This is a genomic window from Psychrobacillus antarcticus, assembly GCF_029533155.1.
Classification (GTDB): Bacteria; Bacillota; Bacilli; order Bacillales_A; family Planococcaceae; genus Psychrobacillus; species Psychrobacillus antarcticus.
On sequence record NZ_JAIZDB010000001.1, the window covers coordinates 92,057 to 114,477 of the forward strand.

The following is a 22,421-nucleotide window of genomic DNA, read 5'->3' on the forward strand; positions in this document are numbered from 1 at the left end:
AGAAGAAGGGATTTCAGTGAAATTTCTATTTAAAGGGAATAGATTAAATTATTCTATGCAGCATTTTCAAAAGGATTTACTTTCTGGATTAATCGTCGGGGTCATTGCTATTCCATTAGCAATGGCTTTTGCAATTGCTTCAGGAGTAAAACCGGAATATGGTATTTATACGACGATTATCGCAGGAATCATCATATCGATTTTTGGAGGATCTAAGTTCCAAATAGGCGGTCCTACAGGAGCTTTTGTGCCTATTCTATTAGGAATTGTGATTGCCTATGGCTACGAGGATTTATTATTAGCAGGCTTGCTTGCAGGAATCATGTTAGTAGTAATGGGGTTATTTAAAATCGGTACGCTCATTAAGTTTATCCCTCGACCTGTTACAATAGGTTTTACTTCTGGGATAGCAGTTATAATATTTACCGGTCAAATCTCCAATTTACTCGGCCTAACAAATATTGAAAAACACGAGCGTTTTATAGATAATATGTCGGAGATTGGTATTCACATAAATACATTCAATATTTACAGCTTGATTGTGGGCATTATTTGTTTGTTCTTTATAATTGGGACTCCCAAAGTATTGCCAAAAGTTCCAGGACCGATTATTGGTCTAATTGTCTCTACTATCGCAGCAAGTCTCTTTTTTCATGGAGAAGTTGCAACTATCGGCTCTGCATATGGCGGAATTACTAGCTCCCTTCCCGTACTACAATTTCCAGATATAACTTGGGAACGTGTGGAACGGCTCATTGCTCCCGCATTTGCCATTGCTATTTTAGGGGGAATTGAATCATTACTATCCGCAGTTGTTGCAGATTCGATGACAGGCACAAAACATAATAGTAATAAGGAATTGATAGGTCAAGGGCTTGCTAATATCATAACGCCTTTGTTTGGCGGGATACCGGCTACAGGAGCAATTGCTCGAACTGCTACAAATATTCAATCCGGTGCGACTTCTAGAACGTCAGGAGTTATTCACGGGCTTTTCGTCTTGCTTACACTCGTCCTGTTTGCACCGTTTGCTTCTCAAATTCCACTTGCGAGTATGGCACCCGTACTGATGATGGTTGCGTTCAATATGAGTGAACGAAAACCCTTTTATAAAATCTTAAAGATCAAAAACGGTGAATCTCTTGTTTTATTACTAACCTTTGTGTTTACTGTATTTACGAGTATCACCACAGCTGTTGTCGTTGGTTTAGCATTATCTATTATTCTATTCTTACAAAGAATGGTTAATACAGAAATTGTGACGAAGGTTTTACCTGACCATTCTAGCCCAAGACAAACTGTCCACCAAGGCGTTGTTCACACGGGGCATGATTGCCCGCAAATTGATATGTTTACGATCAATGGCCCACTATTTTTTGGGACTGCCGAGTTGTTTGAAACTCGTATCATGGAAACCATTCATTCCGATGCTACTGTACTAATTCTTCGAATGGGAGATGTTCCTTTTATCGATACAACTGCGGAGGAAAATTTACTTAGTGTGATGAAACACTTCCAAAGCAAAAATGGAATTATTTTAGTATCTGAGGCTTCACCAAGCTTACTAAATTCTTTCCAAAAGACGGATATTTATGACTTTATAGGTGAGCACCACTTTTTCTCAAGAACTGGTGAAGCAATCGACTTTGCACTAAATCTCATTAATCATGATTCCTGTATCGGTTGTACGCATTTTGCCTTTAAAGAATGCTCAAAACTTTCAAATCCTAAAGGAGCTCATTTGCATGACTAACAAACTCTATTATGAAAATCCCAACATCCAATCCTTTCAAGCCAAAGTAATAGAACAACAACATGATTATGTTGTACTTTCCGAGACTGCCTTCTACCCTACTGGAGGTGGTCAGCCACATGACCTTGGTTTTTTAAATGGTTTTGAAGTGACAAATGTAGAAGTAGTAGAAGGAGAAATAAGACATTTCCTTACTAAACCTTTACCTGAAAACACGACAGATGTAACTGGACAGATTGACTGGAAACGTCGTTTCGATCATATGCAGCAGCATGCAGGTCAGCATATTCTATCTGCAGCCTTTGAACAATTATTTGGGCTACAAACGATTAGCTTTCATTTAGGAACAGATACTGTCACGATAGACTTACATATTTCCGATGTGTCTGAAATGCAATTAGCTGAAGTTGAGCAGCTTGCAAACGAAATTATTTTGGAGAATCGTCCAATTGAAACAAAGTGGGTAACGGAAGAGGAATTACCCAATTATAATCTCCGAAAAGCGACATCTTTAAAAGAAAATATTAGACTCGTTATTATTCCTGACTTCGATTACAATGCATGTGGCGGAACTCATCCTGCATCTACCGGACAAGTAAGAGCCATTAAAATTCTTCAAACAGAAAAACAAAAAAAACTTGTGCGAGTAGAGTTCATTTGTGGAGAAAGAATCCTCACACATTTACATAGGAAGCACCAAGTACTAGTAAATTTAGTCAGCACATTAAGCACCCCTGAAAACAAAATAGTGGATGCAACGAAAAATATTTTAGTACAAAATAAATCCTTAGAAAAACAAATAGCAGACTTATCAAATTCCCTACTAGAAAACAAAGCACAAGAGTTAATAAAGAATGCCATTGGAACGAAGATCACTAGTACATTTGAACATAAATCCATGCAAGAGCTTCAAAAACTAGCTAAATTAGTAATCCAACAAACGCCAAAATCAATATGTGTCTTTGTCTCCAACAATCAGGACAAGTTACAAATAGTCGCTGCGAAAGGAGACGAAGTAGAGCAAAGTATGAAAGAGCTAATAGAACATGTCCTGCTTTATATCAACGGTAAAGGCGGTGGCAATGAGCGTATGGCTCAAGGCGGTGGAGAGAAAAATTTAACAAGTGAGCAATTACTCGAAAAGGCAATATCCTATATTCAGTAAGCACCGTTCCACAAATATCCTCCTGACATATACTAAGTTGATAACTTATGAAAGGAGGATTTAGCAATGAACCAATTTCCTTTTCAACAAGATCCACAAGACTTTCAAGGATTTCCTTCCATTGAGGGGCAACAACAATTTGGATCTCAACAGTTTCCAGGAGGTATGATGCCTCCGTTCGGACAACAGCAGTTTCCCGGGAATATGTTCCCTCCATTTGGAGGACAACAAGGACCATCATTCCCTCCTAGTTTTCCACCCGGTGGGCAACAACCAGGACCACCATCGCCACCGCGTTTTCCATCAGGCGGACAACAACAACAGGGAGCCCCAACTAGTCCCCCACCATCTTTCGTTCCACAAAGACAAAGTGTTGGAGTATTCGCTGTAGATCCGGGTGCAATTCGAGGATGCTTGTTCCGCTATACGTATGTATGGTTGAATAATGGTAATGCGTTTTGGTTTTACCCAACATTTGTCGGCAGAAGATCCACTTCTGGTTTTAGATGGAACGGATTCAGGTGGACTTTTTATGGAACAGATTTAGAGAGAATTTCCTCTTTTCAATGTTTTTAATAGGATAAATCTACCGAGCGTATTGCTCGGTTTTTTTTATTATTAGAAGTGTAGTAATTCGCATGCTACAAAATGCAATATTTACAAATGTTATGCCACAAAGTAGTATATACTTAACTAGCTAAATAAAATTCATTTACATTCAAAGGAGAGTTTCATCAATGAATCCACTTATTCATGAGCTTTTTCAAAAATCTCGTTTTTTATCACAAGAAGTTAATAATACATTAAAAGAGTATAATTTATTTGCTTCTCAGTGGTCGGTTCTCTACTGCATACAACGACATAAAGAAATGACATTGACTCAGATCTGGAAATACTTAAATGTAGAAGCACCCACTATTACAAGAACTGTAAACAGATTAGCCGAACTTGGCTGGATTGACATATGCTCCAGTAAAGATAAACGAGAGAAAATTGTAAAACTTTCCGAACAAGCATTACAACAGTTTCCAGCTATCAAAGCAGCTATGACGGAATTTGAGGATCGAATGGTCGATAGTTTGTCAGATGATGAAGAAGCTCAAATGCTCGAACTCTTACAAAAAATTAAATAAACGGGAGGATTATTCGTTTGAAGATCAAAGAGCCTATATGGACGAAAGCTTTTATAAGTTTGTTCACTACAAACTTTTCTATTTTCATTATTTTTTACGGACTCGTATCCGCACTCCCACTCTACGCCACAGATGTATTGTTGCGTTCAGACGAGGATGCCGGTTTATTAATGACAATCTTTTTAATATCTGCCATTATTACCCGACCTTTTTCCGGGAAAATTTTAGATCTATTTGGAAAACGAAAGATCCTATGGCTTACGTTGTTCCTGTATTTAATATGTACAGGCCTTTATTATTTTGTTGAACCTTTTGGGGCTTTATTGGTACTGCGGTTCATCCAAGGTATTTTCTTTAGTATTGCTACCACTGCAAGTGGTTCTATGGCTGCGGATAATATTCCGATCTCTAGGCGTGGAGCTGGATTAGGTTATTTTACTATGTCTACGAATTTAGCTGTTGTAATCGGTCCATTAGTTGCTTTGACCCTATTACAAAACTTCTCTTACGATGTCATGTTTATATCTTTAACTATTTTACTGATAGTAGGTGCCGCTTCGGCATTATTAATACCCTCAGATAAAAAATCAGGAACATCTTTGCCAAGGTCCAAATTTACATGGAATGATCTCTTTGAGAAAAAAGCTTTACCTATTGCATTAATCGCTAGTTTAGTTGCTTTTTCCTATGCCAGTGTACTTTCGTACCTATCTATTTACTCTCAAGAAAAAGGAGTTCTTCACTTAACCAGCAGCTTCTTTGCGGTGTTTGCCATAGTTATGTTAGCTTCAAGACCATTTACAGGTCGAATTTTCGACGAAAGAGGACCTAAATATATTGTTATTCCTGGTCTTGTTTCTTTCATGATTGGACTTTTATTGTTAGCCTTTATGGATTCACCTTTCCTTTTCCTACTTTCCGGTGCATTTATCGGACTAGGATATGGAGCAGTAGTTCCGAGTTTTCAAACACTAGCGATTCAGTCTGCAAAACATGAACGGAGTGGTTATGCCACTGCCACTTTCTTTACATTATTCGATACGGGTCTCGCAATAGGTTCTTACATCCTTGGACTTGTTGCCACCCAACTCGGCTATAAAAGTTTATATCTATTCTCTATTACTTTCCTTGTGATTGCGCTTGTTCTATTTATATTACGAGTAAAAAAAGTACAACTTCCTGATTAGTCGGGATATTGTACTTTTTTAAAAGAAAGCGAAAACGATAGAAACAAGTCTTGATCTTAAAGTTTCGGGAATCTTAATGCCTAGTTATTTTATTATTAACTTTTTCTTATTTCACGTATATATATGTCCTTAATTTGGTAATACTTGAACCAATACAGTATTTCAAGGAGGACAATTAGATGAAAAAGAAAATCGTAATTCCATTACTAATAGCGGCTATAGCATTAGGAGGGTGTAATTTCCCTTCTGCAGACGCTGATTTAAAAGAAGCAGTACAGGTTTCATTACTAAACACAGAAGGTAAAGAAGTAGGAAAAGCCACTTTGTCAGAGCATTCAAAAGGAGTGCATATATTATTAAAAGCAGAGGGTCTAACTCCTGGAATTAAAGCTATCCATTTTCATGAAAAGGCAAGCTGCGAAAAACCTACTTTTAAATCAGCTGGTGCTCACTTTAATCCAACTGGAAAAGAGCATGGTTTTGAAAACCCAAAAGGTTATCATTTAGGTGATTTACCAAACATTGAGGTAGGACAAGATGGTACAGTAGAGTTAGAAACAGTCTCTCCGGCAGTGGTTTTGGCCGCAGGGAAAAGCAATTCCTTATTAGATGCTGACGGAAGTGCGCTTATTATTCATGAAAATGCCGATGATTATAAAACGGATCCTTCTGGAAATTCTGGAGAACGAATTGTTTGTGGGGAAATTAGCAAGTAGTTTGGAGGTTGGACATGAGAAAAATAGGCTGGTTACTACTTTTTATTTTAGCTCTTTTCTTTACTAGACCGTTATGGGAAGAGTATACAGTGGAATACGTTAATCTTTCATTTCTAGAGCCGGTAGATGAATGGATTGATACACTGGAAGTAGAACAATATTGGGATGAAGCAAAAGCGTACTGGATGCAAATAAAAGATGAACCAGCCACCCATATTGCGTCAGATCAAAAAACACAAACTGGAACAGGCATAGAGTTAGACCAAATAAAAATAGGAATGAAAAAAAGTGAAATTGAGAAGATTCATGGTAGTGCTAAACGAGTTAGTCTAAATGAATATAATTTAGTATGGCATACATACCATGAAAATTACCGAAACTTCATGATGGTTTCCTATGATAATAACAACAGGGTAAACGCCATGTTTACCAATCAACCTTCTGAATCTTCCTTTCTAGGTTTACAAATGGATAGTACTAGGGAAGAGGTACTTACTCAATTAGATGAGCCTATTACGAAACTGAAAAAAGGTAATATCATCTATCTCCTACCTAATGCAGGTGAATATGATTTGTTTTTAATCGATAATAACTACGTAACATTTTTCTATGATCTGCATGAAAATAATACAATTACAGCCATTCAAGTAGTCGAAAAAATGGTTGAGAAAAATCACGAATCAACTTTCGGAAATCCATCGGACGAACTGAAAAAGGGATTTGAATTCCAACTTTTCGATCTCACCAATGCCGCTCGAGTAGTACATGGTCTTTCCGTTCTCTCTTACGATGAGAGTGTAAGCAATACCGCTCGAAATCATAGTGAGGATATGGCCATTCACAACTATTTTAGTCATGAAAACCTTGAGGGAAAATCTCCATTTAATCGATTGGAAGAAGATGGTTTGAGCTTTACGTATGCTGGAGAAAATCTAGCATATGGACAGACTAGTAGTATCTTTGCTCATGAAGGGTTGATGAATTCAATGGGACACCGGAAAAATATTCTAAGCGTGCATTATGAAAATCTTGGAGTTGGCACGGCTTTTGATGAAAAATCTACTCCTTACTACACAGAGAACTTCTTCACAAAATAAGAGGTTGTCCAAAAGTCAGTGCTTACTGATTTTTTGTGACAACCTCTTTTTTATATAGGATACGAAAGTATAAAATTTTGTGCCTTGAACTCAGATATCCTGGTCTTTTGAAGAATAAGACCTGCAATAATGATACTACTGATTTCCGTTTCAGGCGGACGCTTTCCACTTCAATCAATGTAATGTGTAGTACTCCATTCTAAAATAGTGCATATCCTATCGCTTAGATGATAATAGTAGTCAAAGTTAATATAATGATAAAATCATCTGCTTAATTAGGATGCTATTCTGTCATGAAGGATGAAGAACGGATAGGCAAATGCCATAAGATTACCGAAAAAAAGTGATATTGGTTGTGACGTCAGTCACAACCAATATCACTAAAAATTCACTCGGTAATCATATAGCAAAACGCCCTGTCCAAAGCCTATCGAAAACGATAGAAACAGGTTTTGACCTTCTGAGCGCTTGCGCTTTTCTTGTAAATCATTTGAAATGCTTTAAAGCCTCTCTCTTACTTAAAGCAGCAAGTGTATGACTTCCTACAAACTCTTGCACTACTTGCGGATGTGTTTTGGCGTACTCCCTCAGCACCCAACCAATTGATTTTTGAATAAAAAATTCCTTGGATGCTGAATGACGCTCGATCGTCGCAAATAATAGCTCTTCATTTGTTTTTCCCTTGTATTTTAACTGATGTAAAATAGCGGCTCTATTCGTCCACATATTCGATGCCTTTGCCCACTCTACCATCACAGCTTCTCCTTCTACTCTGTCAGCCATGACAATATCCCCTACTATCTTAGGTGCTATAGAATCTACGCTATCCCACCAAGACTTTGTTTCAATAAGAAGTTGACAGAAGGATAAATCCTCTACTGTTAATTGACTTTTATATTTGGCCAATAATTCAATTGCTATGTAGTGATATTCTCTTTCATCTAACTGGAACAAAGCCCACACTTCTTTTTGCATATCTACGTATTGAGGAAGTTCCATTTCTGTCGTCATCTGTTTAAAAAGCATTCGTCGTTCTGGTGTTTTAATACCGAGGAATGGAAAATGGTTTTTCATATATTTAGCCATGGGAATGGCATTTTCTTCATTTCGATGAGGCTCCAAATACCCTTTAACTTGTTTTATTGTCCAATCTTTTTTCATTTGAGATGAAAGCCTTTACTCGCTAAAAAATCAGCTATATGAGGTCTTCTTGGTTTCTCCAGAAATTCAGCCATTGACTTAGTCCAATTCGCTGTTTTTTGATTGGATCCACGACTTGTATAATAATTTTCCATTGTTCGATCGTACTCCGGCAAAAGCTTTTCATATTTGACACTATCATAGTTATTTTCATGTAATATTGCCGCCACTGGTAAACGAGGTTTCACTTCGTTTTGCTGATCTGGAATACCAAGAGTAATGGCGAATAAAGGAAAAACTCCTGTTGGCAACTCAAACAAATCGCTAATAGCGGCAGGTTCGTTACGTACTCCTCCGATATAACAAATACCAAATCCTTTAGCTTCTGCTGCAATGACTAAATTTTGTGCAAAAAGAGCTACATCTACAGCCCCTACTAACACATTTTCAGTTGTATCTATCTCAATCTCTGTCTGCTGTAATTTTCCCGCTACCTGTAAACGATGAAAATCAGCACATAATAATAATGCTGCTCCAGCTGTTTCAAATTGTATTGGATTTTTGGCTAATCTGCCTAATTCTTCTTTTTTCTGTTCATCAGTTACCCATATAACACTATATGCTTGTACAAAATGAGAACTAGCAGCATGTTGGGCAGTCTCCACAAGCTCGTAAACTTCCTCTTTTGTTAATGTATAATCTTTATACTTTCTGACAGACGAATGCTTTCTTAATAACTCTTGAACCAAAGTTAGAACCCTCTTTCAATTGGAATATTATTTTTAGTATAACCGAAAAAAGCGAAGTAGAGAGCTATAAACTCTTTACTTCGCTTCATTTATACTTGTAATTGGTTGTTTTCTTCTGATGTAAATGCTCGGGATCTTGTCAAAAATCGTTTTCCCTCCACACCTTCTAAAGAAAACATTCCACCACGACCAACCACTACATCGATGATAAGCTGCGTATGCTTCCAATAGTCAAATTGACTTTTATGCATATAAAATGGAACTTCCCCTATTTTTCCAAGAAGTACATCTTGATCACCAACGATTAAATCACCTTCTGGATAGCACATAGGAGAAGATCCATCGCAGCAACCTCCTGATTGATGAAACATAAGAGGTCCATGCTTACCTTTTAATAATTTAATGAGTTCTAGTGCAGCGTCTGTGGCAATTACGCGTTCAACCATCTACACTCACCCTTTCTATTATCCCGCATTAACGGGCAGTAAGACTCCCACATCAAGGCTTCGTCTAAGCACCAAGGCATAAGTGGGAGTTAACTGCCCTTAAAAGCCGAATGGTTCGGGCCAACAGGACGTTGGTCACTCAGGCATTGCCGCACGACGCGGCGTTATTTGCCTGAGTTCAATTTTTCAATCAGCGGGGGATGAAGAACCCCCCACTGATTGAAGTTTCACTTTTTCAGAAGAATCCTTGCTTATTTTCACTATAGCTGACAAGAAGGTTCTTAGTTTGTTGGTAGTGGTTAAGCATCATCAGATGATTTTCACGACCAATACCAGACATTTTGTATCCACCAAATGCTGCGTGCGCAGGATACTGGTGATAACAATTTGTCCATACTCGACCTGCTTGAATTTTACGTCCGAAACGATATGCTGTGTTCATATCACGTGTCCAAATACCAGACCCCAAACCGTATAATGTATCATTGGCAATTTCCAGTGCTTCTTCTTTTGTTTTAAATGTCGTTACCGAAACGACCGGCCCAAAAATCTCTTCTTGGAAAATACGCATTTTGTTATTTCCTTTGAAGACAGTTGGTTTAATATAATAACCTTCTGCTAGTTCTCCATCTAATTTGTTTTGCTCCCCGCCAATTAAACACTCTGCCCCTTCTTGCTTACCGATATCTAAGTAAGAAAGAATTTTCTCCATTTGTTCAGTGGAGGCTTGTGCTCCCATCATGACAGATGGATCTAATGGGTTTCCTATTTTAATAGCTTCTACACGTGCAATTACGCGTTCGATGAATTTATCATAGATAGACTCTTGAATTAGAACTCGTGACGGACAAGTACATACCTCTCCTTGGTTCAAGGCGAACATAACAAAACCTTCTACCGCTTTATCTAAAAATGCATCATCTTCGTCCATAATGTCTTCGAAGAAAATATTTGGCGATTTCCCTCCAAGCTCTAATGTTACAGGAATTAAGTTTTGAGAAGCATATTGCATGATTAAGCGACCAGTTGTCGTTTCACCCGTAAATGCAATTTTACTAATTCGAGGACTAGATGCTAAAGGTTTCCCAGCCTCTAACCCAAAACCATTTACAATATTCACAACTCCAGGAGGTAATAGATCCCCAATGAGTTCCATCAGCACCAAGATAGAGGCTGGTGTTTGTTCAGCTGGTTTCAAGACCACACAGTTCCCTGCCGCAAGTGCTGGTGCCAGCTTCCATACAGCCATTAGAATCGGGAAATTCCAAGGAATGATTTGTCCTACTACCCCAAGTGGTTCATGAAAATGGTAAGCAACTGTATCGTTGTCAATTTGACTTAAGCCGCCTTCTTGTGCACGAATGGCACCTGCAAAATAGCGGAAATGATCAATTGCGAGCGGAATATCGGCATTTAATGTTTCTCTAACAGCTTTTCCGTTATCCCAAGTTTCAGCCACTGCTATTAATTCCAAGTTTTCTTCTATTCTATTGGCAATTTTATTTAATATATTTGCTCTTTCCGCAACTGAAGTAGAACCCCATGCATCTTTAGCTGCATGCGCTGCATCTAACGCTAACTCAATATCCTCTGAAGTAGAACGAGCAACTTGTGTAAATACTTTACCTGTAATTGGTGTAATGTTTTCAAAGTATTGTCCTTTTACCGGGGGTGTCCACTCGCCATTAATATAGTTTTCATACTTGTCCTTAAATGAAACCTTCGAGCCTTCTGTATTCGGAAATGCATAAACCATTTTTATTTCCTCCCCTTCATATCTAATTAGCACATTCCATATCGTATGCTAGATTCGAACTATGTATGCGCTTTCAAAACTATTAAAATAAAAAATAGTCCCTACTTCATTTTGACAGATTATACTAAATATTTCAATAACGACGGTTGGTTATAAAAATAAAAACGGTTTGAATACATAAGTCATGTACCCAAACCACTTTCATAAAAGTTATTTACTTGTCTCTCTTCTTCATTCAACTCATATCCGAAAAGTGGAAAGGATTCAACGAAAGCTCCCCTACCTGCAATTATCTCTGCTCTACCATCTGAAATCTGATCCAATGTAGCAAAGTCTTCAAACAATCTAACCGGATCTAAAGTAATTTTTTTACTTAATATTTTGACTAGCTTTTCCATAGTGATTTCTTTTAATACGCTTCCATTGCATCCTGAACTTGTACTAATATTAACTCTAGTACATCTTGTATATTAGCTCCTACTGGACAATTTGGATTAGGATTTTCATGCATTTGGAAGAGTTCGCCATCCTCCACCACTTCAACCGCCGCTCTATACACGTCTAGTAAGGTAATGTCCTCTAGGTTCCTTACAAGAGTTGCGCCTGCAGGAACACGACGGATATCTACAAGACCAGCTTTTTTCAGTTTCCCCAGCACTCTACGTATAACAACAGGATTGGTATTTACGCTTTCTGCAATCCATTCGAATGTAGAAACAATATTTTGATTCAATAAAATTAGTGATAGTACATGTATCGCTACAGTAAATCGACTACTTATTTTCATATTATCCCACCTCCGATGTAACCATTACAATTACAACTGATTTATTCTGTCAACTAAGTTACTTTTTCTTTCGTTGCACATTAATTCCTTCTTTCTATATACAGAACTTTTCTATAAACTACATATATGAGTACTAGAAAGAGGTGATTAACATTGAGTGATTTTACGAGTGAAATGAAACCTGTCAAAAAGACTCCCCACAGAAGAACCCCTAAAAATGTAGTGTTTGTCCGTTTACTCATGATTGCCTTTGGTGCTATATTAATGTCTATTGGATTAGAGCTATTTTTGGTTCCTAACCAGATATTAGATGGTGGTGTTGTAGGTGTATCCATCATCCTATCCCACTTAACTGGGGTTCGTTTAGGGATTTTTATATTCACCCTGAACATTCCTTTCTTTTTCCTCGGATATAAACAAATTGGAAAAACCTTTGCTTTATCCACATTATTCGGCATTACAATACTATCGATTTGCACTTCTTTTCTACATAATATTGATGCTGTTACTCCTGATTTACTACTTGCTACTGTATTCGGCGGTATCGTACTAGGTACAGGTGTTGGTCTAGTTATTCGTTATGGTGGGTCCCTAGATGGTTCAGAAATACTTGCCATTTTGTTCAACAAGGCTACTCCGTTTTCAGTTGGGGAAATCATCATGATTATAAACCTCGTCATCTTCACAATTGCAGGTTTTGTATTTACTTGGGAACAAGCTATGTATTCATTTTTAGCGTATTTTATCGCCTTTAAAACGATCGATATTGTGATTCAAGGATTAGATGAGTCAAAGTCAGTCTATATCATTAGTGAAAATATAGAAGACATTGGTGACGCTATTATGGACCGGTTGGGGCGCGGAGTGACTTATTTACACGGGGAAGGTGCATATACGGGAGAAAACAAAAAAATTATCTTTACAGTCATTACACGATTAGAAGAAGCAAAACTAAAATCTATTGTGGAAGAAATAGACACCCAGGCCTTTTTAGCAGTAGGCAACATCGCCGAGGTTCGAGGCGGACGCTTTAAAAAGAAAGATATACATTAATTCTACTAATGAGAAAAACCGGGCAAAAAGACGCCCAGTCCTCTAGGATCTAAACCTGTTTCTACTGTTTTCGAAGGGCTTTGTACAGATTTATTGCTATGTAATTACCATTTGATTTTTTAAAGATGCCGGTCGTGACTGAAGTCACGACCAGCATCTTTTTTTCTCGGTAATCTTATGGCTATTAACTGTCCGTCGCCCTTCTACAGCTTTTAGAAACGGGTTAGTTCATTTTTGGGGTAACTAGAGAAAAGATACTATCCTAATAATTGAGGAGGCCCACGAAGATGCAATTTCGTTCGCTATTTCGCTTCTTTATTGGGTAGACACTTACTATTTTTCCTTATTTCCACTAGTAAAAAAGGAAATCTACTATCTTCATCCTTCCTTACACAATTTCATTCCTACATTCAACAGACGGTTTTATCCCCACATTAACTCCTACTACTCTTCTTATCTAAGCGAGAGTTTATGCAATATCCCCTAGTTTAGTACTACTCATTTAATTGATTGGAGTGAAAGTGGGACTCTGTGGGAACAGCACGAGCTGAAAGTGTTCATGCTGTATTTTTATATACTTTCTTATCTTTTGAAAAAATCCGGCATAAAGACGCCCAGTCCTTTACGTTTAAAACCTGTTTCTATAGTTTTCAAATGGCCTTGGACAGACATTTTGCTATATTATTACCGGCTTCCCTTTTTCAGATAACCTTATGGCGTTTGTCTATCCGTCACCCTTCTGCAACTCTTAGAAACAGGTTAGTGCGTTTCTGGATAACTAGAGAAAAGATCCTTTCCTATTCGTAGAGTAAGCTCACGAAGATGAAATTTCGTTCGCTATTTCGCTTCTTTATTTAGTAGACACTTACTATTTCTCTTTATTTCCACTAGTAAGAAAGGGAATCTACTTTCTTCATCCTTCCTTACAGAATTGTAGCCCTAATTCTATAGACGGATGAGATATCACAAACGACGCGTTAGCGACGGTGATAGCTCATCACTCTCCCCACGGAGACCAACAGGATGTTGGTCACTAAGGCGTCGCCACTCGAGGTGGCCCTCTTAGCCTTTGTACTCCGCCTGAAACGGAAACCAGCAGTATCATTGTATAAATCTTAGATTCAATAATTTCCTAAATAACGAAAAAGTCGACTCCATTATGGAGTCGACTTTTTTATACTAATGCTATTTCTTTATCCAGCATTGTTCCGTTGCTTGCTAAGTTCGTATGGAATGAAAATGCTTTTTCTAGGACATGTGGAGTTTGTCCGCCTCTAGTTAATGCTTCTGCATAATAATCACGTAATTGCTTTTTGTACAATGGATGTACACAGTTTTCAATGATTAGTTCTGCACGTTCTCTAGGTGCTAAACCACGAAGATCCGCATAGCCCTGCTCTGTTACGACTACATCCACATCATGTTCCGAGTGATCCACATGAGCTACGAATGGAACTATACTAGAGATGTTACCACCTTTAGCAATGGATTTCGTTACAAAAATTGCTATTCTAGAGTTGCGAGCGAAATCCCCTGAACCGCCAATTCCGTTCATCATTTTAGTACCAGATACATGTGTCGAGTTAACATTTCCATAAATATCAAACTCTAGGGCTGTGTTAATAGAAATTAGTCCTAAACGACGAATGATCTCTGGATGATTTGTAATTTCTTGTGGTCTTAACACTAATTTATCTCGGTATTGTTCAAAGTTACCATACACTTTGTCCATCATTTCTTGTGAAAGTGTGATAGAGCATGCAGAAGCAAAGTTTACTTTACCAGCATCTATTAGTTCAAATACAGAGTCTTGAAGCACTTCAGAGTATACTTGTAGGTCTTTAAATTCTGAGTTAATCATGCCACCAAGCACTGCATTCGCAACTGAACCTATACCCGATTGAAGTGGAGCTAGTTTGTTAGTTAATCTACCAGCGCTCACTTCTTGACGAAGGAACGTGATTAAATGCTGTGCCATTTCCTCTGTTTCATCATCGGGTGGAACAATTGGAGATGGTGAGTCCGAGGAGTTAGTAAATACGATTCCTTTTACTTTGGATGCATCAAAAGGGATACCTCTTTGACCAATACGATCGTCAACACTCATTAATGGAATCGGCTGTCTGCTACCTTGCGCAGCAGGCTCATATATATCATGAATGCCTTCTAATAGTTCAGAATGCTCTACGTTAATTTCTATAATTATATTCTTTGCTTGCGAGATGAAGGTTGTGGAATTACCTACAGAAGTCGTAGGAATAATCATCCCATCGGCAGTGATTGAAATCGCTTCCACAATTGCGAAGTCAATAATTGGTAATACACCCGAACGAATTAACTCCGACGTGTGAGACAAATGCTGATCGACAAATAAATGATCTCCTGCATTAATATGCTTACGCATTGACGCATCTGCTTGGAATGGTAAACGTTTGTGTACAATTCCTGCTTCAGATAATAATTTATCAATATCAGACCCTAAGGAAGCACCTGTAAAAATATTCACCTTAAAAGATTCATGTTCTGCTCTTTCTACCAATGCTAATGGAACCGCTTTCGCATCACCTGCACGTGTAAAACCACTTAAACCCAATGTCATACCATGTTGAATCCATGAGGCAGCTTCTTCTGCTCCTACTACCAAATTATGTAAACTAGTATCTTTAATACGATCTAAATTATTACACATATAAGTATCCTCCTCAAAAAGTACATTTAAATTATTTTACCGTCTTTTGTCACAATTTTGTTGAAATTTGTTGAGGGCACCTTTTAATTGCGCCAAGCAGAATATATATATACTAGGACAGCATAAATTATTTTATAGATTTTATTACTAGCTTTATTACTTAAATTACATATAAAAAACGCTTGAATGTCGGAGTAATTACCCCTTTCAAGCGTTTTATATTAAAATCCTAATAGTTTTCGAAAATAACTAGCATAAGACTGACTGACAGATATTTTTTCTCCATTTAGCATTGCTAATACAAAAGTAGAATGTGTGTCTGGGAATATCTCTTTAATTTGATGCACATTGACGATAAAAGAACGATGACAGCGGATGAACATTTCCCGCGGTAGTATATACTCAAAGTCTTGAAGAGAGCTAGTATGTGTCCCTTTGAAAGACTTGGTAACAATATGAGTTTTACGATCTTTTGCCTCCAGATAAATTACATCAGAAAAGGGGATGGGAATCCACCCATCCTGTGTCTTTACAGTAATCACCGATTTGCCATCTGTAAATGCCGGGTAGATAGCTAGCACACAGCCCTCTAATTCACCTTGATGCAAAAAAGGGACTGCCATCCCATGATACGGGACACCAAAAACCTCTCGATTGATAAATTCCGATACCTTTTGTCTACTTTGCAGTGCTTTATAAGCTAAAGTCTCCTCTTTTAACAAATCCCCTGGAGTAATTTTCAAATCAATCCGCTTACTTGGTCGATAATAAATATACTTTTCCGTATCAGTGACAGCGATAGACACTTCATCTGAAAATAGTTCTCCAACAACATCTAATAAGGAAACTATGGATAAATCCTTCACCCCTCCACCTCCTTCCCCGGTTAACCTAATCGCAAACTACTATTTCGCGTGTAAATTGTTGTTTTTTCGTTATACAGCGGTCTGTAATTCGTAAACCTACCGTATCTAGTCGGTCATCCATTGATTCGATCGTAACGATAACTACTTTTTTAGCAATTCTACGAGCATGCTTTAAAATAGTAAATTGCTCCTCCCAGGATGAATGTGTATACAAATTATAAGGCAAGTCTATAATCGCTACATCATATGTCTCATCTATATCTTCAATGGCACTCTTTCGAACATCTCCAGTTAATCCAAAGTAGGCAATATTTTCTCTGGATCCCTCACATACAAGTGGGTTAATATCTCTTCCCACAATATCTATACCCATAGATAATGCTTCCACAAGTACTGTTCCAATTCCGCAGCAAGGATCTATAGCTTGAACACCTTTCGGATGAGGAACTGCAATATTTGCCACCGCTCTAGCTACTCTTGTGCTTAGGGCAGTAGAATACTCTCGCGGTTTCTTTATATGATTAAACCAAATAGGTTCACTTTTCGTATATAACCCAAAATACCAACGCCCTCCAAAAGGGACTACTGCAAATAATTGATCAGGATGATGTAAATCGAAATCGCCTTGCATGTCACTTCCAATAGCTCTTTCTATTTGAAGTCTTTCCGCATTCTCAATTTTATCAATGCCTTGTCGGTCATTAATTTTCAAGAAAATTACTTTATTTGTTTCTTCCTCCGAACCAAAGCTTGGAGCTTGAGTAATAATTTCTTCTACTGTGTCGCCTTCTGCTAAAATCTCTAATCTCCCTTTCATAAAAGGACTTCTACTAGGATCTATTTTTACAGTACTCTTTAATATTTTCGCTTCTGTATCTATATCAAAAAAAGACCGCATCTCTAGATGACATAGTGAGCGTTCGTCCTCGTTATATGCGTATGTATAAATAAATGCCGATTGTCGGCTGTTGTTTATCAATGTATTCCCTCCAATAATACCTCTATTATATCATGTGTTTCTTTTCAAATCATTTTTGCAAGAAGTGGATAGAATGCAGAATTTATTAGAAATAAAAAAGAGACCTATAGTATTAACTAGAGGCCGGTTTGATGTATTGGGAATTACTCATTTTATATTGCTTTCTAGTTTCTTAATAATACGAAAGAATAGTTCATTTACAGGTGTTTTAATCTGTATTTTTTGCCCTAGGTCTATCACTTTCTGGGAGAACATTGGCAGTTCTGTAAGTGATCATGATTATGCTCCTTACTGTAAATATTTATATATCTCATTTCCAATTTGAGAAAGAATTCGTTTTGACAGTAAATCATCTTCATCCTTTGATAGAACCGTTGCAATAAACTTCCGATTGCCAACATAAAAAATTCCAATATCATGACGAGTTCCCGGAATCCAACCAGTCTTATTAGCTAACTCCCATGGCGTCATTCCATGATCAAAGTCAGAATATGGTGATGGCAATTTCTCTGGCAAACAATCGCGTACTTGTTGTTTTTTCATCACATCAACCATTTGAACGCTTGCTGTACCATTCACTAAATCTCCTGTAGCCATCTTATGTAAAAGTATAGCTATGTCCCCTGCAGCTATACGATTAGCCCCCTTCGGATTGGGGGTACTCAACATAAGCTTGTTATAAAAAGTACTATATACCATGCCAGCTTCGTTCATTGTAGTTCGGATATTCTCTACTCCTACAAGATCAATTAATAGATTCGTAGCCGTATTATCACTTTGAATAATCATTAGCATAATGATGTCTTGAAGTGGTAGAGAGGACCCAGGAGTAAAATGTTGAAGTACACCCGAGCCTCCTACGTAATCTTTTTCATCGAGAATGATTAAATCGGTTAAAGTCAGGTCACCCCGTTCCACTGCACTATAAACCGAGGCCATGATAGGTACCTTAATCACACTTGCCGCATAAAAAAGCTCCTGTTCGTTATGCTCCCATTTATCCCCTGAATCTAAATCCTCTAAAACAATGCCCCAAATCCCTTTTGACGGTGCTATCAATTGTTGAACCTTGTTCACAAGTTCCTTCAATATTCATTCCCCCTATAGTAAAACCATTTGTTTATAATAGGATACAGTATTTTTTTGAATATTACATTAACTAAAACTATATGAAACCGTTCATAGAATTATTATGATAAGACCACCGTTAAAAATATTCTACCGACGGAATAGTAAATTTTATATGTTATAGTAGAAGAACAATTGAATAATGTGTAGATTTAGGTGTTCTTTTACGAACGTAAATGAACTTAAAAGGGAAGTCGATGAAAATCCGACGCTGTCCCGCAACTGTAAATGGGAGCAATTCTACTATATCCACTGTAAGTTATTATGGGAAGGATAGAAACGCTACGATCATGAGCCAGGAGACCTGCCTATTTCAAGTACACACCAAAACCCTACGCGGATAGGAGGTGTTAAGTACAGCTATGAACAAGCAAATGCTTGAAAATTGCTGTCGTACGAAAAAATGCAATGAAGCCCCTGGAGAAATTAACTCTTTTTCAGTGTGGATTTTATTACGTTTCAAACGTCCCGACAACAACCAATCATACCTACTAGCATCTTCTTTTTAAAAAGAGGATGCTTTTTTATGTGGAAGAAAGGAACTTGGAAATGACTATTGGCACGAAAGAAGATTATATAAATAGATTTAAACATGTATTGATGACCAATCATATTGGAAGCTCATCCATCTCACTTGATTTGATAATGGAAGCCTTCGGAAAAGAAATAGATACTATCTCCGAAAAACATGAACAAGATAAAACTATATATGCACTCAATTTACAAAAAGCATATAAACAAATTAAAAGTGAAATTTCAGGAATTATAGAAGATTAAATAAAAAAGTGAACCGATTTTATATTGCATCGGTTCACTTTTGTGTTTTATAGGTCTTGATAATCCCTCTGATATTTACCGCCGTCTTTTACTTCTGAATGATATAGAGCTTTTAAAGCAAAGCTTTTCTCTAAATCGTGCTCCTTCATAACCTCTTTTAGACGTTTGCTTAAATCTGGGCTATATTTTACTAGTTCTTCCATTTTAGATTTCGAATATTGCATGATTTGTACCCTCTTTCTACGTTGTTTTAGTCTACCTAGTATAACACCGATACAGGTCATTTCGCCGTAATTTGCTATAATTAAGTTCAGAGGTGACACCATGCACAAAACCATTGGAATTCTTGCACATGTAGATGCTGGCAAAACTACCTTTTCGGAGCAGCTACTTTATCATTCAAATACTATTAGACAAAGAGGACGAGTCGACCACCAAGACTCATTTCTCGATAGTCATACGATAGAAAAAAACAGAGGAATTACCATCTTTGCTGATCAAGGAATCTTTTCCTACAATAATTCAACTTATTATATTATCGATACTCCAGGGCATGTTGACTTTTCTCCAGAAATGGAGCGGGCTATTCAAGTAATGGACTACGCCATCATCATTATCAGTGCAGTAGACGGGATAGAAGGGCATACAGAAACTGTTTGGCAATTACTACGAAAACACCAAGTTCCAACCTTTTTCTTTATCAATAAAATCGATTATGAAGGAACTGATCCAACAAGTATTCTTGCTGAATTACGCACCACCTTATCAGAGGATGTATGCAATATAACCAATACTTTTGACGAAGAACTAATTGAATTTATTGCGGAGCGTGATGAAGCCCTTCTAGAAACATATATGGATAGCGGATTCGATAAGGACATATGGACACAAGCACTTCAGCGCATGATAAAGGAAAATAAAATCTTCCCTAGTGCGAGTGGATCAGCATTGAAGGATATAGGAATAGTAGAATTTCTGGACAAGCTAGATTTATTAACCACCACCTCTTATCAATCAGATGAGGCATTTGCAGCGCAGGTGTATAAAATTCGGCACGACGAAAGTGGTAACCGTGTGACCTTTTTGAAACTAGTAAATGGAACTTTAAAAGTTCGCGATAGTGTTACCTACAACGACCAAACGGAAAAAATAACTCAGATCCGCTTGTATAGCGGCAACAAGTTTAAAACCGCAGATAAGGCTTCAGCTGGTGAGCTCGTTGCTGTGACGGGATTAACGAATGCTTCCATTGGCGATGGAATCGGAGTTATTTCCCGGAAAATAGAGTTCGATATGATTCCTACGTTAAAGTCCAATGTTCTTTTTGAAGATTCTATCCATGTAAAGGAAGTATTGCGTTATTTTAAACTATTAGATGCAGAAGATCCCTCATTACGTGTATTTTGGGATGAATATTTTCAAGAAATACATGTCCATGTAATGGGAGTTATCCAGCTAGAAGTTCTTGAACAAATTGTTCTGGAGCGCTTTAGTTTTCACGTGTCTTTTGGTGAGCCTAAAATTCTCTATAAAGAAACTATTGACAACTCCGTTCGTGGTTATGGTCATTTTGAACCTTTAAGACATTACGCAGAAGTGCATTTATTAATCGAGCCTGCTGCAAGAAGTAGCGGGATTACATTTGAAAATAGATGCCATGCGAATGATCTGTCCATTGGCAATCAAAACTTAGTTCGGCATCACCTATTTGAAAGAGATCATCACGGTATACTAACAGGTTCCGCCTTAACTGATATGAAAATTACTTTGCTCACAGGTCGCGGACATAATGAACATACGCATGGCGGTGATTTTAGAGAAGCAACGTACCGTGCACTTCGTCAAGGATTAGAAAAAGCAGATAATGTCCTACTCGAGCCATTTTACGACTTTTCGATTAAAGTACATATGGACTTAATTGGTCGTGTATTATCCGATATTCAACAAGCAGCAGGTACCTTTGAACCTCCAGAAAACATTGGAGATAAAGTTATCATAAAAGGAAGAGTACCAGTGGCGACATTTATGAATTACAGCACGACTTTTGCATCCTTCACACACGGCAAAGGCTCTCTTAGCTTAGTTTTTGGTGGATACAATCGCTGTCATAATACGGAGGAAGTTATCGAAAAGCTTGCCTATAATAAAGAAGCAGACCCTGAATATTCGTCCACATCTATTTTTTGTGCTAAAGGAAAAGGATATCCCGTCTATTGGGATGAAGCGGAAGCAGCTATGCACTGTCTATAAACCTACTGGCGGTCATAAGATCGATACTTGCGCTCGAGAGGTACTTACTTGCTCTTTGATTGTATTTACTTGCGGAACGGGTTATTTTTCCAAACTATTGTACACATGAATACAAAAGCACTCCGCAGCAGCGGAGTGCTTTACTTATTCCAATCGGAAAACTAAAAACCGTTCATTATTATTTTCTTCATATAAACCTGGAAGACGAATCTCCTTCCATAATTCAAACACTGTTTGAGCTTCAAGAAAGTGACTATATTCCGAGGTTGGATAATAGAGAATGACATCTACAGAACGAGGATAATCTTCAACTGATCGAAGGATATTGTCTATAACCTTTTGAAAAATATGTAGCGAAAACGGATTAAAAAAATAAAACCGATTGTCTTCTTTTTCTATGTTATACCCTTCAGCAAATAAATGTTCAAACTGAATCGTAGCTCTTGAGCTTTTGGCACGCTCCATATAACTAGCTAGGTTCTCCATTGACTCTTGATAAAGTTGGCCATTCATTTCTACCCCAACTGCTGAGGCATGCAAATGGTGATATACGTAAAAAGGAAATCTCCCCTTGCCACATCCAAAATCCACAAAACAATCGGTTGTTCTCCATTCGTACGCATCAAAAAGAATCTCCAAAGCTGCATATGGCGTTGCTTCATACCGATTATAATGAGACGATTGATGCTGCCACTCTCTTATACCTTCCGTCTTAATGCGTAATAATCTGTCATGATCTTGTTCTTTCAC

At 37.6% G+C, this 22,421-nt stretch carries 20 protein-coding genes, 2 pseudogenes and 1 riboswitch; of the genes and pseudogenes, 10 read left to right on the plus strand and 12 right to left on the minus strand.

All coding sequences use genetic code 11. The features are described from left to right. Positions 1 to 16: 16 nt before the first annotated feature. The 7 genes from LDK52_RS00530 to LDK52_RS00560 all read left to right on the plus strand — a co-directional run bounded on the left by LDK52_RS00530 (position 17) and on the right by LDK52_RS00560 (position 7,051). A complete protein-coding gene (locus LDK52_RS00530) occupies positions 17 to 1,753 on the plus strand; it encodes a SulP family inorganic anion transporter (protein WP_407081772.1) in 1,737 nt (578 codons plus the stop codon). After that, positions 1,746 to 2,918, plus strand: a complete 1,173-nt coding sequence (locus tag LDK52_RS00535) for an alanyl-tRNA editing protein (RefSeq protein ID WP_277583999.1) — start codon at positions 1,746 to 1,748, stop codon at positions 2,916 to 2,918. The genes LDK52_RS00530 and LDK52_RS00535 overlap by 8 nt, the downstream gene beginning before the upstream one ends. A 66-nt stretch (positions 2,919 to 2,984) precedes the next feature. Beyond that, positions 2,985 to 3,494, plus strand: coding sequence for a transporter (locus tag LDK52_RS00540; RefSeq protein ID WP_277584000.1), 510 nt, complete (start codon positions 2,985 to 2,987; stop codon positions 3,492 to 3,494). Positions 3,495 to 3,655: 161 nt separating this feature from the next. Then, positions 3,656 to 4,051, plus strand: coding sequence for a MarR family winged helix-turn-helix transcriptional regulator (locus tag LDK52_RS00545; RefSeq protein WP_277584001.1), 396 nt, complete (start codon positions 3,656 to 3,658; stop codon positions 4,049 to 4,051). 17 nt (positions 4,052 to 4,068) lie between these two features. Beyond that, positions 4,069 to 5,238 (plus strand): MFS transporter, encoded by a 1,170-nt coding sequence (locus LDK52_RS00550; protein WP_277584002.1) that lies wholly within the window; start codon positions 4,069 to 4,071, stop codon positions 5,236 to 5,238. A 179-nt stretch (positions 5,239 to 5,417) separates the two neighbouring features. After that, on the plus strand, positions 5,418 to 5,954 hold the full coding sequence (locus tag LDK52_RS00555; protein WP_277584003.1) for a superoxide dismutase family protein: 537 nt from the start codon (positions 5,418 to 5,420) through the stop codon (positions 5,952 to 5,954). 14 nt (positions 5,955 to 5,968) lie between these two features. Further along, positions 5,969 to 7,051 (plus strand): CAP domain-containing protein, encoded by a 1,083-nt coding sequence (locus LDK52_RS00560; protein ID WP_277584004.1) that lies wholly within the window; start codon positions 5,969 to 5,971, stop codon positions 7,049 to 7,051. A 486-nt stretch (positions 7,052 to 7,537) separates the two neighbouring features. On the opposite strand, the gene LDK52_RS00565 is transcribed toward LDK52_RS00560, so the two are convergent. The 6 genes and pseudogenes from LDK52_RS00565 to LDK52_RS00590 form a co-directional block, all read right to left on the minus strand. Continuing rightward, entirely contained in the window at positions 7,538 to 8,212 is a 675-nt protein-coding gene (locus LDK52_RS00565) for a DNA alkylation repair protein (protein ID WP_277584005.1), read from the minus strand. Continuing rightward, positions 8,209 to 8,940 (minus strand): oxygen-insensitive NADPH nitroreductase, encoded by a 732-nt coding sequence (nfsA, locus tag LDK52_RS00570; RefSeq protein WP_277584006.1) that lies wholly within the window; start codon positions 8,938 to 8,940, stop codon positions 8,209 to 8,211. Before nfsA ends, LDK52_RS00565 begins: the two co-directional genes overlap by 4 nt. An 89-nt stretch (positions 8,941 to 9,029) precedes the next feature. Beyond that, positions 9,030 to 9,386, minus strand: a complete 357-nt coding sequence (locus LDK52_RS00575; RefSeq protein ID WP_277584007.1) for a DUF779 domain-containing protein — start codon at positions 9,384 to 9,386, stop codon at positions 9,030 to 9,032. Between the two features lie 235 nt (positions 9,387 to 9,621). Next, positions 9,622 to 11,142 (minus strand): aldehyde dehydrogenase, encoded by a 1,521-nt coding sequence (gene adh, locus LDK52_RS00580; protein ID WP_277584008.1) that lies wholly within the window; start codon positions 11,140 to 11,142, stop codon positions 9,622 to 9,624. Between the two features lie 236 nt (positions 11,143 to 11,378). Beyond that, positions 11,379 to 11,504: pseudogene (locus tag LDK52_RS00585) on the minus strand (LLM class flavin-dependent oxidoreductase); the annotation flags it as partial. Continuing rightward, positions 11,499 to 11,929, minus strand: a pseudogene (locus LDK52_RS00590) (Rrf2 family transcriptional regulator); the annotation flags it as partial. The pseudogenes LDK52_RS00585 and LDK52_RS00590, both read right to left, overlap by 6 nt. Positions 11,930 to 12,169: 240 nt before the next feature. On the opposite strand from LDK52_RS00590, the gene LDK52_RS00595 reads away from it, so the two are divergent. Further along, positions 12,170 to 12,982, plus strand: coding sequence for a YitT family protein (locus LDK52_RS00595; protein ID WP_277584099.1), 813 nt, complete (start codon positions 12,170 to 12,172; stop codon positions 12,980 to 12,982). Between the two features lie 1,174 nt (positions 12,983 to 14,156). On the opposite strand, the gene LDK52_RS00600 is transcribed toward LDK52_RS00595, so the two are convergent. The 4 genes from LDK52_RS00600 to LDK52_RS00615 form a co-directional block, all read right to left on the minus strand. Then, the gene (locus tag LDK52_RS00600; protein WP_277584009.1) at positions 14,157 to 15,671 is read right to left on the minus strand and encodes an acetyl-CoA hydrolase/transferase family protein; all 1,515 of its coding nucleotides are present in this window, start codon (positions 15,669 to 15,671) and stop codon (positions 14,157 to 14,159) included. A 221-nt stretch (positions 15,672 to 15,892) separates the two neighbouring features. Continuing rightward, positions 15,893 to 16,537, minus strand: coding sequence for a LytTR family DNA-binding domain-containing protein (locus LDK52_RS00605; protein ID WP_277584010.1), 645 nt, complete (start codon positions 16,535 to 16,537; stop codon positions 15,893 to 15,895). A 25-nt stretch (positions 16,538 to 16,562) separates the two neighbouring features. Further along, positions 16,563 to 17,513, minus strand: coding sequence for a TRM11 family SAM-dependent methyltransferase (locus LDK52_RS00610; protein WP_277584100.1), 951 nt, complete (start codon positions 17,511 to 17,513; stop codon positions 16,563 to 16,565). Positions 17,514 to 17,804: 291 nt separating this feature from the next. Beyond that, complete coding sequence (locus LDK52_RS00615) at positions 17,805 to 18,605, minus strand: serine hydrolase (RefSeq protein WP_277584011.1); 801 nt, start codon at positions 18,603 to 18,605, stop codon at positions 17,805 to 17,807. A gap of 176 nt (positions 18,606 to 18,781) precedes the next feature. After that, positions 18,782 to 18,970: riboswitch (cobalamin riboswitch) on the plus strand. A 202-nt stretch (positions 18,971 to 19,172) separates the two neighbouring features. Between LDK52_RS00615 and LDK52_RS00620 the strand changes: the two genes are divergently transcribed. Then, positions 19,173 to 19,421 carry a hypothetical protein gene (locus LDK52_RS00620; protein WP_277584012.1) on the plus strand — a complete coding sequence of 83 codons (249 nt, stop codon included), beginning with the start codon at positions 19,173 to 19,175 and terminating at the stop codon, positions 19,419 to 19,421. 47 nt (positions 19,422 to 19,468) lie between these two features. Here the strand turns inward: LDK52_RS00620 and LDK52_RS00625 are convergent, their stop codons facing one another. Next, on the minus strand, positions 19,469 to 19,645 hold the full coding sequence (locus LDK52_RS00625; protein ID WP_277584013.1) for a hypothetical protein: 177 nt from the start codon (positions 19,643 to 19,645) through the stop codon (positions 19,469 to 19,471). Between the two features lie 100 nt (positions 19,646 to 19,745). Here LDK52_RS00625 and LDK52_RS00630 point away from each other — a divergent pair, with 100 nt between their 5' ends. Then, the gene (locus LDK52_RS00630; protein WP_277584014.1) at positions 19,746 to 21,671 is read left to right on the plus strand and encodes a GTP-binding protein; all 1,926 of its coding nucleotides are present in this window, start codon (positions 19,746 to 19,748) and stop codon (positions 21,669 to 21,671) included. Positions 21,672 to 21,815: 144 nt separating this feature from the next. Here LDK52_RS00630 and LDK52_RS00635 read toward each other — a convergent pair whose 3' ends face one another. Next, the gene (locus LDK52_RS00635) at positions 21,816 to 22,421 is read right to left on the minus strand and encodes a class I SAM-dependent methyltransferase (protein WP_277584015.1); all 606 of its coding nucleotides are present in this window, start codon (positions 22,419 to 22,421) and stop codon (positions 21,816 to 21,818) included.

Coding starts and splice junctions, on each gene's coding strand:
- LDK52_RS00535 (WP_277583999.1), top strand. CDS start 1,746: ATGACTAACAAACTCTATTATGAAAATCCCAACATCCAATCCTTTCAA.
- LDK52_RS00540 (WP_277584000.1), top strand. CDS start 2,985: ATGAACCAATTTCCTTTTCAACAAGATCCACAAGACTTTCAAGGATTT.
- LDK52_RS00545 (WP_277584001.1), top strand. CDS start 3,656: ATGAATCCACTTATTCATGAGCTTTTTCAAAAATCTCGTTTTTTATCA.
- LDK52_RS00555 (WP_277584003.1), top strand. CDS start 5,418: ATGAAAAAGAAAATCGTAATTCCATTACTAATAGCGGCTATAGCATTA.
- LDK52_RS00560 (WP_277584004.1), top strand. CDS start 5,969: ATGAGAAAAATAGGCTGGTTACTACTTTTTATTTTAGCTCTTTTCTTT.
- LDK52_RS00565 (WP_277584005.1), bottom strand. CDS start 8,212: ATGAAAAAAGATTGGACAATAAAACAAGTTAAAGGGTATTTGGAGCCT.
- LDK52_RS00575 (WP_277584007.1), bottom strand. CDS start 9,386: ATGGTTGAACGCGTAATTGCCACAGACGCTGCACTAGAACTCATTAAA.
- adh (WP_277584008.1), bottom strand. CDS start 11,142: ATGGTTTATGCATTTCCGAATACAGAAGGCTCGAAGGTTTCATTTAAG.
- LDK52_RS00595 (WP_277584099.1), top strand. CDS start 12,170: ATGATTGCCTTTGGTGCTATATTAATGTCTATTGGATTAGAGCTATTT.
- LDK52_RS00600 (WP_277584009.1), bottom strand. CDS start 15,671: ATGTGTAATAATTTAGATCGTATTAAAGATACTAGTTTACATAATTTG.
- LDK52_RS00625 (WP_277584013.1), bottom strand. CDS start 19,645: ATGCAATATTCGAAATCTAAAATGGAAGAACTAGTAAAATATAGCCCA.
- LDK52_RS00630 (WP_277584014.1), top strand. CDS start 19,746: ATGCACAAAACCATTGGAATTCTTGCACATGTAGATGCTGGCAAAACT.